The sequence below is a fragment of the Lederbergia galactosidilytica genome, from assembly GCF_017873565.1.
GTDB lineage: Bacteria > Bacillota > Bacilli > Bacillales > Bacillaceae_C > Lederbergia > Lederbergia galactosidilytica.
Window position 1 is genome coordinate 40,782 of the sequence record NZ_JAGGKH010000022.1, and the last position, 11,845, is coordinate 52,626.

12 protein-coding genes are annotated in these 11,845 nt (G+C 38.5%); 1 reads left to right on the forward strand and 11 read right to left on the reverse strand.

All coding sequences use genetic code 11. The features are described 5' to 3' along the window. Positions 1 to 343 precede the first annotated feature (343 nt). From J2Z23_RS18735 to metG, 3 genes are all read right to left on the reverse strand, one after another. Positions 344 to 1,621, reverse strand: coding sequence for a G5 and 3D domain-containing protein (locus tag J2Z23_RS18735; RefSeq protein WP_064468021.1), 1,278 nt, complete (start codon positions 1,619 to 1,621; stop codon positions 344 to 346). Positions 1,622 to 2,051: 430 nt separating this feature from the next. After that, on the reverse strand, positions 2,052 to 2,819 hold the full coding sequence (locus tag J2Z23_RS18740) for a TatD family hydrolase (RefSeq protein ID WP_057987666.1): 768 nt from the start codon (positions 2,817 to 2,819) through the stop codon (positions 2,052 to 2,054). A 176-nt stretch (positions 2,820 to 2,995) separates the two neighbouring features. Further along, positions 2,996 to 4,954 (reverse strand): methionine--tRNA ligase, encoded by a 1,959-nt coding sequence (metG, locus tag J2Z23_RS18745; protein ID WP_057987664.1) that lies wholly within the window; start codon positions 4,952 to 4,954, stop codon positions 2,996 to 2,998. A 433-nt stretch (positions 4,955 to 5,387) separates the two neighbouring features. Between metG and J2Z23_RS18750 the strand changes: the two genes are divergently transcribed. Next, positions 5,388 to 5,666 carry an AbrB/MazE/SpoVT family DNA-binding domain-containing protein gene (locus J2Z23_RS18750; RefSeq protein WP_057987662.1) on the forward strand — a complete coding sequence of 93 codons (279 nt, stop codon included), beginning with the start codon at positions 5,388 to 5,390 and terminating at the stop codon, positions 5,664 to 5,666. 90 nt (positions 5,667 to 5,756) lie between these two features. On the opposite strand, the gene rsmI is transcribed toward J2Z23_RS18750, so the two are convergent. The 8 genes from rsmI to tmk all read right to left on the reverse strand — a co-directional run bounded on the left by rsmI (position 5,757) and on the right by tmk (position 11,825). Continuing rightward, complete coding sequence (gene rsmI, locus J2Z23_RS18755; RefSeq protein ID WP_420795709.1) at positions 5,757 to 6,632, reverse strand: 16S rRNA (cytidine(1402)-2'-O)-methyltransferase; 876 nt, start codon at positions 6,630 to 6,632, stop codon at positions 5,757 to 5,759. Further along, on the reverse strand, positions 6,595 to 6,900 hold the full coding sequence (locus tag J2Z23_RS18760) for a GIY-YIG nuclease family protein (protein ID WP_057987658.1): 306 nt from the start codon (positions 6,898 to 6,900) through the stop codon (positions 6,595 to 6,597). The genes rsmI and J2Z23_RS18760 overlap by 38 nt, the downstream gene beginning before the upstream one ends. Beyond that, positions 6,884 to 7,630: a tRNA1(Val) (adenine(37)-N6)-methyltransferase gene (locus J2Z23_RS18765; protein WP_057987655.1), complete on the reverse strand. Its 747-nt coding sequence runs from the start codon at positions 7,628 to 7,630 to the stop codon at positions 6,884 to 6,886. Before J2Z23_RS18765 ends, J2Z23_RS18760 begins: the two co-directional genes overlap by 17 nt. Positions 7,631 to 7,972: 342 nt before the next feature. Then, positions 7,973 to 8,338: a DNA replication initiation control protein YabA gene (gene yabA, locus J2Z23_RS18770; RefSeq protein WP_057987654.1), complete on the reverse strand. Its 366-nt coding sequence runs from the start codon at positions 8,336 to 8,338 to the stop codon at positions 7,973 to 7,975. 15 nt (positions 8,339 to 8,353) lie between these two features. Further along, complete coding sequence (locus J2Z23_RS18775; RefSeq protein WP_057987651.1) at positions 8,354 to 9,178, reverse strand: PSP1 domain-containing protein; 825 nt, start codon at positions 9,176 to 9,178, stop codon at positions 8,354 to 8,356. Further along, positions 9,171 to 10,172: a DNA polymerase III subunit delta' gene (holB, locus tag J2Z23_RS18780; RefSeq protein ID WP_057987649.1), complete on the reverse strand. Its 1,002-nt coding sequence runs from the start codon at positions 10,170 to 10,172 to the stop codon at positions 9,171 to 9,173. Before holB ends, J2Z23_RS18775 begins: the two co-directional genes overlap by 8 nt. 593 nt (positions 10,173 to 10,765) lie before the next feature. Next, on the reverse strand, positions 10,766 to 11,095 hold the full coding sequence (locus J2Z23_RS18785; protein WP_057987735.1) for a cyclic-di-AMP receptor: 330 nt from the start codon (positions 11,093 to 11,095) through the stop codon (positions 10,766 to 10,768). Positions 11,096 to 11,189: 94 nt separating this feature from the next. Then, on the reverse strand, positions 11,190 to 11,825 hold the full coding sequence (gene tmk, locus J2Z23_RS18790) for a dTMP kinase (protein ID WP_057987647.1): 636 nt from the start codon (positions 11,823 to 11,825) through the stop codon (positions 11,190 to 11,192). Positions 11,826 to 11,845: the final 20 nt, after the last annotated feature.

Below are 11,845 nucleotides of genomic sequence, written 5' to 3' on the forward strand. Positions count from 1 at the left end.
GTGAAACGTTTTTGATTCTAATACGTCTTATATAGTATAAGATAGTTTTCCCCTATCTTCCTGACGATTATCTTTTGGATCATGCCAGTGGAACAAAAGGTAATCGTCTTTTTTTAAAAGTTTGCTTTTAAATTATAACTGTCCTTTACAAAAAGAACAAAAAACTTATATAACAATTCTGTATTAGAATAAATAGAAAAGGCGTTCTGATCTTATCGATGCAACATTAACTTAGGTAGGCGCTGAAATACCAACTGCCCAAAGGCTATCCACAAGGATAAATTTTATAGTTTCCTAAACGATAAAAAAGCAGAGAAATGTATTCTCTGCTCACCCTACTTATTTAATTCAATATCCGCACTTTTACATTTTTTCGTCCAAAGCGATAAGCCTGATCTTTGCTTGATACAAATAGATCAATTCGATTTCCTTTGATCGCACCACCTGTATCACCTGCTACCGCATAGCCGTAACCTTCTACCCATACTTTTGAGCCAAGAGGAATAACACTCGGATCAACAGCAACCACTTTAGCATTCGGATTTGATTTCAAATTAATCCCTGTAGCCGTAACTCCAGAACAACCATTACAACTCGCCGTATAAGCTGTTGCACTCATCGTAATTTCATTTCCGCCTTGAGGGGCAGCGGGAGATTCTTTAGCAGAGGATTTTTTAGTAGTAGCTTGATTCGAATCATTATTACTAGCTGAAGCTTTGTCAGAGTTCCCCCGTGATACTTGCGCAACCAACACTTTTGTCCCTACAGCTACAATTTTATCTTGACTATCGCTCACTTTTTCCTCTGCCACTAGCTTACGCTTTACTTCTTTACCATTCTCTTTTATTACTTCGTACTCCTTTTTCAAGAGACCTTCTTTACCATCTTGAACAACTTTTTCAGTCCCTTGCATAAGGCTTGAATCTTTTTTAGTTACAAGCGCATAATCGATAGGCTCTTCCACTACATCGGTGACCTTTTCAACGCGAACTACTTTTACTACCGACTTAGGTTCCACGTCTTCTTCTAGATTTGGTTCTACACGGTCCAAATCACCAAGTTTAACCCCCTGTTGCTTTAAAAGGTCAGCGACCGTAGTCGAAGTGGTCCAAACTTCTTCCTTTTTCTTACCATTTTGAATAGTGAGTAAAAATGCCCGGTCTATATTCAACTGCAATTGGTCTTGTATTGTATCCTGCACAGAAAAGTCAATTTCATCGTGTTCATTGATCTCAATTTTCTCTTCGTCCAAAAAGTCATCTACTGTTTTAGCTGTCGTCCAATATACGGTCTCTTCATCATCAATCTTCACGGCCACTCGCTTTGCTTTTTCCCATACAACATTTAAATCATTTTTTACGGCCGTATCTGTAGAATGTGATAAGTAATCCGTATCTTTTATTGGAACCTCCAGCTCCTCTAAAATATCCCCCACAGTATTGGCATGTGTCTTAACTGTCATTTCCTGTCCGTCTATTGTAAGGGCCACAGTTTTCTTTGTCCCCTCATACGTAAGTACACTCAAAGTAGCTGAAAAAACTATGAAACTAGCAATTAAAATGCCTAATTTCTTACGTGTCATTGATGAAAAGATGAATCTCTTTTTAGGTGTTGTGTTCATCAAAACACTCCTCCTTCTTCTTCTTCGAGAGTTTCACATAAAGGTCTTTAATTGTCAACCCCCTCTCATTCACAAGGTAAAACCTATTATGAACAGATAGATTTGAAAAAGAAAGAGAAAGTTCTCGACAATTCCTTTATGATAGAGGCAAAGTTTGTAGAATAAACGGATATTTTACAACAAAAGCCTGAACGCGTACAAACGAAAAGATCATTAGGTTTAAATACGCGCCGTACTGGCGTCAACACTATTCTTACCAACAACATGAGAGCATATGATAAAAGCAATATTTTTGCGCTTAATTAGCGGAATTCATGCTAATGGTTTGTAAGCGCTAGAGCTGAATGATAACAAATGCGTAGACGGGTAGAGACGCAACAACAGTCGCTACGCCTCCTCATCCAATGTCCTTTTGACTCGTTTATTTTTATCAATCGATGCCGAATACTTTTTTCGCATTGGCTGTTGTTTGTTGTGCAACTTCTTGTAAACTTAAACCTTTTAACTCCGCGATTTGCTCAGCTACTAATTTTACATAGGCAGGTTCATTTCTCTTCCCTCGATAAGGATGAGGAGCCAAATACGGGCAATCCGTTTCCACTAACAAACGATCCATTGGCACTTGTACTGCTACTTCCTTTGGTTTCTTTGCATTTTTAAAAGTAACAGGCCCACCAAGAGAAATGTAAAAGTTCATAGCCAAGCATTCATGGGCCGTTTCGGGGCTACCACTGAAACAATGCATAATCCCGCCCACTTGTTCTGCTTGTTCTTCTTTTAAAATCGTTATAATATCTTCTGTAGCTTCTCGATTATGAATAATAATCGGCAAATTTAGCTTTTTAGCCAAGTTAATTTGCTTACGAAATACTTCTTTTTGGACTTCCTTCGGTGATTTATCCCAATGGTAATCCAAACCCATTTCTCCAAGTGCTACAACCTTGGGGTGTGCCGCAACTTCTTCAAGCCAGACAAGATCTTCCTCTTGCATATCAATGGCGTCAACAGGATGCCATCCGACACTTGCGTAAACATGATCATATCGTTCAACAATTTCAAGAGCTCTCTCAATAGTTGGGCGATCAAACCCAACTACAACCATATATTGAACACCCGCGGTGCCCGCTCTTTCCATGGTCGCTTCCAGATCTTCTGCAAATTGGTCATCATTTACATGACAATGTGTATCAAATAACATGACTAAAACTCCTTTATAGAGTATACTCCAAAATCCAATAACATTTATATCAATTCCTTAACATTTACGTTACAAAAAATAACATAGGGAGTTATGGTGAAAAATACGCTTATTTGCCCATACTCCTCTATGTTATTGTGTCTCAACCATTCTCTCTTTAATAGGAAATATTACAATTAGTTTACAATTGCACCTTTTTCTAGTGAAGAATCCACTGATGCAAGCGACAATTTGCCGTTTTTTTCCCCAGCTAAAATCATTCCTTGTGATAATTCGCCTCGTAATTTCACAGGTTTTAGATTCGCGACAACAATTACCTTTCTACCAACTAACTCCTCTGGTTTGTAATGTTCTGCAATACCAGACACAACTTGACGAGTTTCGTAACCAAGATCCAACTGAAGTTTTAATAGCTTATTTGCCTTTTTAATAGGCTCACATGCTGTTACTTCTGCTACTCGCAATTCAATCTTTTTGAAGTCATCTATGGTAATTTCCGGCAAGTGCTGTTCCTCTTCAGGTTCCTTTTCCACTGTAGTAACAGATTGTCCCTGCATTTTCTCTTTAATAAAGCTAATTTCTTCTTCCATATCTAAACGTGGGAATATTGGTTCACCTTTTTTCACAACTGCCAATCCTTCAGGTAAGGAACCAAAGTTCACTAAACTTTCCCATGATGTTAAATCATCAGCTGTTACATTTAACTGGCGTAAAATCTTGTCAGGTGTTTGTGTTAAGAATGGTTTTAGCAAGATCGCCACTCTTCTTAATGTATCAGCCAAATGGACCATTACACTAGCTAACTCATCCTTCTTTTCTTCTGCCTTCGCAAGTTTCCATGGTTCTGTTTCGTCAATATATTTATTCGTACGACTAATCAATTGCCAAACAGATGATAAGGCAATCGAGAATTCCATTTTTTCCATCGCTTCATCGTATTTTTGTACAGTTGTTTCATTTGCAACCCGTAAACTGTCATCAAATGGCGTAATTGAGCCTTGATAAGTTGGAATTACTCCATCAAAATACTTATTGACCATTGCGATGGTGCGGTTCAGTAAATTTCCTAGGTCATTAGCTAAGTCAAAATTAATCCGTTCGACAAAGCCTTCAGGTGTAAACACCCCATCTGCGCCAAAAGGAACTTCTCTTAATAAATAGTAACGTAAAGCATCTAGTCCATAGCGATCAATTAATGTAACAGGATCAACGACATTTCCCTTCGACTTAGACATCTTTCCATCCTTCATTAACAGCCAACCATGAGCAAAAACCTTTTTAGGTAATGGTAAGTCTAGCGCCATTAGCATAATCGGCCAATATATCGTATGGAAACGAACAATTTCTTTTCCTACAAGATGAACATCTGCAGGCCAGTATTTCTGATACTTTGTCTCATCTTCCGTTCCATAGCCAAGGGCAGTAATATAATTTGTTAGTGCATCAATCCAAACATAGATTACATGTTTCGGATCACCAGGTACTTTCACTCCCCAATCAAAGGTCGTACGGGAAACAGCTAAATCCTCTAGTCCTGGTTTAATGAAATTATTAATCATTTCATTTTTACGGGAGTCAGGTTGGATGAATTGCGGATTTTCTTCATAATACGCTAAAAGTCGATCTACATATTTACTCATTTTAAAGAAATAAGATTCTTCTTTTACTTTTTCAACTGGTCGCCCACAATCAGGGCAATTCCCATTAACTAGTTGACGCTCCGTAAAAAAGGACTCACAAGGAGTACAATACCAACCTTCATACACATCAAGGTAAATATCACCTTGATCAAGCAATTGTTGAAATATCTTCTCCACTACCTTTTTATGGCGTGTTTCCGTAGTACGAATAAAATCATCATAGGAAATATCAAGCTTCTCCCACAGCTCCTTGATTCCCTTCACAATCCCATCAACATATTCCTGTGGCGAAAGACCTAGTTCCTTTGCCTTCCGTTGGATTTTTTGACCATGTTCATCCGTTCCTGTCAAATACATAACGTCATAGCCTCGCAACCTCTTATAGCGAGCCATGGCGTCCCCAGCCACTGTTGTGTAAGCATGACCTATATGTAAATTCCCGCTTGGATAATATATAGGGGTAGTAATATAAAATGTGTTTGCTTTGTTTTCCAATTCAGTCGCCTCCATCGTATTTTTAAAAAGGTGCAAGTGGCTAGAAAGGAAAATTGACTTAAGTCGTTATCTCCTATGATGACATGATAGAGGTCGATCCTCATTCACTTCCAAAACACCTTAGTGTATTGAATAAATTCATGTACTTTCGCTAGACAACGCGGATGGAAACGCCATCTGAAACTAGAAGATTATCCTTGATTTACACTTGTCATATTTTCAAATCATCTTTTGCATCATAACCTTTTCTATCTTCAAAATATACGTGAAAAAGGCTTTTTCCGCAACTTTCGAAAACACCCCATCCTTTTCTCCTATCCAATTGACTATATAGCTAACAATTGGTATGATAAAAGTAACATATTTTTCCTTTTTAAAAGTAGGAAAGTCCTAATATTTATAAATTGATCTATGCCTTTCAGGGGGAATGAGCATGAAATCTACAGGTATTGTTAGAAAGGTCGATGAGCTTGGACGCGTCGTGATTCCAATTGAGCTCCGCCGTAATTTAGATATTGATATTAAAGATGCGCTCGAAATCTATGTAGATAATGATCGTATTATTTTAAAAAAGTACAAACCAAGTATGGCTTGCGAAATTACAGGTACTGTTTCAGATGAAAACAAAAGCTTTGCTAGCGGCAAACTTGTCCTAAGTCCCGAAGGAGCAGAGCAATTAATCCGAGAGCTTCAAAGTGCCTTTCGCAAATAAGCAGGGGATGGAAGAAAAACACCACTTGTTTCATTTAAAGTGGTGTTTTTCTATTCATCATTTCTCCACTATCATCAACCACTTATTCAATTATTTTTCAACATGATAAGCCTGGTAAACTTCGCGTTTCGATATTTGTCGGTCGTTGGCCGTTAGTTTGATCGCTTCCTTCGATGAAAGTCTCTTTTCATCTATATAATACTGTACATGATTTTGCATACTCATCGTACTCCACCAGCACTCATCTATTTCTTCTATTTCTTTCCCCGGCTCCACAATCAAACAAAATTCTCCACGGATTTCTTGCTTCTCTGTCCATTCCAATGCTTCATCAATAGAACCTCTTAAAAACTCCTCAAATTTCTTCGTCAGCTCACGACATAACACAATTTGGCGATTTCCGAGAACTTCTTTCATATATTTCAACGTTTCCTTTAATCGGTGTGGGGCCTCATAAAAAATAATCGCTGCCTCTTGCTTTCGCAGAATTTCCAACTCTTTCTTTTTCTCCTTTTTTCCTCTTGGCAAAAAGCCATAGAAGTAAAACGGCTGGGGTTTGATCCCTGATGCAATTAAAGCAGTGACGGCCGCATTTGCCCCCGGTAAAGGAACAACTGGAATCTTCGCTTGGATCGCCTGTTCCACAAGTTCATAACCAGGATCAGAAATGCAAGGTGTACCTGCATCACTTACCAAGGCTAGATTTTGGCCAGCCTCCAGTTTTTTTATTAATTCCTTGCCACTTGCCTCCTTATTATGTTCATGATAACTGACTAAACCAGTCGAAATCTCATAATAATTGCACAGTCTCTTAGTATTACGAGTATCTTCAGCAGCAATTAAATCTACTTCTTTTAAAATGCGAATGGCTCGAAATGTCATATCCTCTAAATTACCAATTGGCGTAGGGACTAAGTATAAAATTCCACTATTCGTTTCTATTGAAAAGCTCTTCTGTGTCTGCAATCCCCTCATCACCCATCTCTAATAAAAACTTTTCCTTTTCTTTACGTGTTAGCTGCTTAAAGGCATATTCAGCCCGTAACGCTGCACTCTTATGCTCATATTCTGCCGAATAAATCATTTTAACCGGCCTTCTCGCCCGCGTATATTTAGCACCTTTTCCACTATTATGTTGTTCTAATCTTCGTTCAGGATCAATTGTATATCCACCATAATAAGAACCATCCCTACATTCTAATACATAAAAATAATGGTTATTTCTCATTTCCATATAACATGGCTCTCACTTCTTCGTTATATTCATTTTGTTGATTATACACAAATAGTGGAGAGTGGACTTTAAGCCCGGGGCGACCATCTTTTATCCCTTCAACTAAAATTGTGTTAGCTTCTTTACCTTCTTTAGGATAAACAAATCGAAGTCTTTTCGGCTCTAAACGATAGTTTCGCATATACATAAATAAGTCCATTAACCTTTCAGGTCTGTGAACAAACGAGGCCTTTCCCCCTTGCTTAAGAAGCTGACTACTACTTTTCACAACATCCTCTAATGTACAGTGAATCTCATGTCTAGCAATCGCAAAATGTTCATTTTCATTCAGTATATCAGGGGACTTTGATGGAAAATAAGGAGGATTACAAGTAACAAGGTCAAATTGATTCGAACCTAAAAGAGTAGGCATTTCCTTAAGATCTCCATGGATCATTTTAATTTTAGAATCTAATTGATTGAACGAAATACTTCTTTTAGCCATATCATATAAACGCTCTTGTATTTCAACACCCATTATTTCCGCCTTTGTCCGCTTACTTAGTAAAAGAGGGATAACTCCATTCCCACTACATAAATCAACAATTTGTCCCTTTTGAATTGGTAAATAGGTAAAATGGGAAAGTAAAACAGCATCAAGAGAAAAGGCAAAAACAGAAGGACTTTGGATGATTTGTAATTCTTCTGCTAACAAATAATCTAATCGTTCATCCTCTAATAATTCAATCATAATCTTTTTTCCTCCACAAAAGGATTCATCTCAAAACGGCCTAACTTAAAGTAAGGAACCATAACAGTTTCCCTAGGTCTACCTGAGGATAGGTAGAAGTTTTGCCTAACAGATTTGACAATCTTAGCCGATGTTCTACGGCATCACCTAGTCCAATAAATGTATAGAACACCTTTCTTTGGAGCAACATTTGCTTGTCTGGGCAACAGGATGTTGGACTAACTGCTGTTGTGCCAGAGGATACCCCCCTCAACCATTCATCTTTTTAACAAGGCCTTACCTCTATTCTTATTAAATAACCCTCCCCACAAAGGAGGAGGGCTTGGACATAAAAATGGCCTATTATTTTTTATTTAAGAAAGATAAGCAAAATAAACAATCTTCATCCCGACGGGGACTACCAAAGTGAATGTTGCAAATATGGAAGCCTTCTTGATAGATTCTAGCGAGGTTATCATACCCTTCGCCAATTTCAGATATTTTATCATAGACCGTTTTTCCCGGATTTTCTCCACTTTTTTCGGGGTCAGAGGCTTCTGGGGTTTCTCCCTCCATATGCTTTCGCAAATGGTCATTCTCTATTTTTAATGCATGGTTTTCTTCTATTAAATGAGCTAAAAATTGTTTGAGTTCCCCTAATTGCTGGTATAACTCTCCAATCTGCATTTCCATGCTACTGACAGAGTCAAATAACTCCTTTTTGTCCATACTTTCTCACCCCAATTATTCCGTGGCCGAGATAGATGATGAGCCCTTCTTAATTTCTTCCAAATTATACTCCAATTGCCTTTCCTGCCCAAACAAATCGATCTGAATTAAACGTTCTAACATATTTAATCCAATCACTTTGCCAAGCCCATCTGGAGTTTTAATGGTTTCACCAATATCGGGCAACTCAGCTTTAGCTGCTTCATATTCATCATTTTCATATTTCAAACAGCACATCAATCTACCACAAAGTCCAGATATTTTTGATGGATTTAAAGAGAGGTTTTGATCTTTAGCCATTTTAATAGAAACTGGCTCAAAATCCCCTAAAAAGGTTGAGCAGCAAAGCATCCGACCACATGGGCCAATTCCACCTAGCATTTTGGCCTCATCTCGTACCCCTATTTGTCTCAGCTCTATTCTCGTTTTAAAAATAGCAGCCAAATCTTTTACTAAGTCACGAAAATCAATTCTGCCGTCTGCTGTAAAGTAAAAAATCACTTTATTGCGATCAAACGTGAACTCAACATCCACTAGTTTCATCGCTAAGCGATGTTCATCAATTTTGTCTGTACAAATTTGATGGGCCTCTTCTGCTGCTAGCCTATTTTCTTCCACACTCAGTTGATCCTTTTGATCAGCAAGGCGGATCACCTTTTTTAAAGGCAATACAACATCATGTTCACTTACTTGCTTAGGCTCAGTTACAGCCTTGCCAAACTCGATTCCCCGGGTTGTTTCGACAATCACATAATCATCTTTCATGATTGGAAATTCCCCTGGATCGAAATAATATATTTTACCGGCTTTTTTAAACCGGACACCTATCACATTATACAAAAGAAGGTCCCCCCTGCAATTTTAACACCAACTGTTCCATTAACAGCTGAGGATTCATATTTGCCTGTAGCATTTGTTTTGCTTCCAATATTGCCGTCATTTGTTCAGACAGTCTCCCTGCAGAAGTTTGTAAAGCATCACCCGCCAACTTTTTCAGTTGATCAGGATAGATCAATTGCTCTTCTTTCCCCAATTGTATATAAAGTATATCCTTATAGATAAATAATAATAGATCCAGCCCAATATCCATTTGCGCCCGTTCCTTAAAATGGGCATTCCATTCATTTTGTAAGGAGGTCATCGCAAATAATGGATTTTGCTTTAGGACTTCATATAATTTTAACACTATATTTCGTGCTTGTGCAAACCAATCATCGTTATTAAGTTCAAGCGCTTCCTGCACCTGGTTTGTCACAGCAGATAATAAAGGCGCCTTCGTAGGATGAACCCCTAGGTTTATCAACTTTTCCGTCACAACATTAGTTGGAAGTGATTGAAACGAGATCGTTTGACACCGTGAAATAATCGTTGGTAAAATCCGCTGCGGTTGTTCTGTTAAAAGAATCGCCGTTGTTTGCATATAAGGCTCTTCTAAAAACTTTAATAAACTGTTTGCCGCAGAATTTGTCATTTTTTCCGCATCTATAATGATATAAAACTTCTTTTTTGATTCTAATCCAGTTTTATTAAACTCTGCTCGTAATGAACGAATTTGATCGATCTTAATAGAAAGGCCATCTGGTGCCACAATATGGACATCAGGATGGTTCCCATTCAAGATTCTTTTACAATTCACACATTGCTCACATGGGACTAGGTCATTCTCAATTTCAGTACAAAATAGACTTTGAGCGACCAGCATACTTGCCGCCCGCTTGCCTGTCCCGTGCTCACCTTCAAATAGATAGGCGTGGGCAACACGATCCTTCTCAATCCCACTTTTTAATACTTTTGCCGCAAGGGGCTGTTCTTGTTCAAAGTCTTGCCAATTCATTTTATCCACTCACTTATTTCTTACGCTTTTCTTAGCCTGACTCCCGACATAAGACCTTTGGAAGGGCAACATCCCCTTCTAGATTATTCATTTATCACCAGCCTGTACATCTCGGAGTCAGGACAATGCGTTTCAGCCGTTCAATCTCATGTTAAAATTTGTACGTCGCCGGACAGAGCCTCTGCTTTTCATTGTCTAGCTCCGGGCGGTTGGGGCTCGAGGTCAAATAACCTGTAACCGCTGAAGGGAAAAATCACCCTTCTTCGGTTACAGAACATTTGCTTGTCGCCCCTGACCAACCGCCCTCTGCTTTTCTTTGTCCAGCTCCGGGCGGTTGGGGCTCGAGGTCAAATAACCTGTAACCGCTGAAGGAAAAAACACCCTTCTTCGGTTACAGAACATTTGCTTGTCGCCCCTGACCAACCGCCCTCTGCTTTTCTTTGTCCAGCTCCGGCGCCTAGCGACTAGCAAACTTTCGGTACCTTCCTACGATAAGTCAACATCGATTCACCCTTCGGGTTCATCGTGTTTCCTTTATCTCGTCAGGCCCCTAAAAAGTTTGTACGTCGCTAAACAGGCGCCTCCGCTTTTCTTTAGAACTGATGGAATTGGTCAATTGGTAATACAAATACGGTGGCACCGCCTACGGAGACTTCTACTGGGTAAGGGATGTAGGAATCCGCGTTTCCTCCCATTGGAGAGATTGGAGCCATTAACTGATCACGAGATTTACAGTTATCTCGAATAATTTGTAAACATTTATTAACTCTCACATCTTCTACACCAATCATGAATGTAGTGTTACCCGATTTTAAAAAGCCGCCTGTTGTTGCCAATTTTGTCGACCTAAAATTATTATCTACTAAAGCACTCATCAATCGATTGCTATCCTGGTCTTGTACAACAGCCATTATTAATTTCATCGGCATGCACTCCCTCATTCATTATTATACTATCTTTAGTATATCACGATCTTCTTTGCTGACAAAAACATTTTAAAGAATTATTTGAAAACATCTACTTATTCTCTTCCAAAAGTTTATCCACTATTTCCATAGTATGGAGAAATACTTGCTCCATCGGTTGAGAAGCATCAATTTCCTTTATTCTATCTGGGAATTTTTGTAGTAGTTGTTTATATCCTCGCCTAACCATTCTGTGAAAATCTAATTTTTCTAGATCTAGTCGATTTATTTCACGGCCCTTATTTGCTTCAATTCTCTCTAAACCAATTTCTGGCTCTATATCAAAATAAATGGTTTTATTTGGCATTAATTCTTGAATGGCAAACTGGTTAATCGATAAAATTTCATCCATTCCTAACTCTCTTGCATAACCTTGATAAGCGAGAGAACTATCTATAAAGCGATCACAAAGCACCACTGCTCCATTTTGAAGACACGGTATCACTTTTTCTACTAAATGTTGTCTTCTTGCTGCGGCATATAATAATGCTTCTGTTCTAGCATCCATTGTAAGATTCTCTGGATTTAGTATAATACCACGGATTTGTTCCGATATAGGAATCCCACCAGGCTCCCTAGTTAAAATTACATCTATTCTTCTTTTTTCCAATTCCTTAGCTACTTTTTGGATGATTGTTGTTTTTCCTGCCCCTTCTGGACCCTCGATTGTGATAAATATCCCGTGCATAGTTACCTCCAAAAGCTTTC

Excerpts from the sequence above, each read along its gene's own strand:
- J2Z23_RS18735 (WP_064468021.1), bottom strand. The coding sequence starts at position 1,621 with ATGAACACAACACCTAAAAAGAGATTCATCTTTTCATCAATGACACGT.
- J2Z23_RS18740 (WP_057987666.1), bottom strand. The coding sequence starts at position 2,819 with ATGTTATTTGATACACATTGTCATGTAAATGATGACCAATTTGCAGAA.
- J2Z23_RS18750 (WP_057987662.1), top strand. The coding sequence starts at position 5,388 with ATGAAATCTACAGGTATTGTTAGAAAGGTCGATGAGCTTGGACGCGTC.
- J2Z23_RS18760 (WP_057987658.1), bottom strand. The coding sequence starts at position 6,900 with ATGGAAATGAGAAATAACCATTATTTTTATGTATTAGAATGTAGGGAT.
- J2Z23_RS18765 (WP_057987655.1), bottom strand. The coding sequence starts at position 7,630 with ATGATTGAATTATTAGAGGATGAACGATTAGATTATTTGTTAGCAGAA.
- yabA (WP_057987654.1), bottom strand. The coding sequence starts at position 8,338 with ATGGACAAAAAGGAGTTATTTGACTCTGTCAGTAGCATGGAAATGCAG.
- holB (WP_057987649.1), bottom strand. The coding sequence starts at position 10,172 with ATGAATTGGCAAGACTTTGAACAAGAACAGCCCCTTGCGGCAAAAGTA.
- J2Z23_RS18785 (WP_057987735.1), bottom strand. The coding sequence starts at position 11,095 with ATGAAATTAATAATGGCTGTTGTACAAGACCAGGATAGCAATCGATTG.
- tmk (WP_057987647.1), bottom strand. The coding sequence starts at position 11,825 with ATGCACGGGATATTTATCACAATCGAGGGTCCAGAAGGGGCAGGAAAA.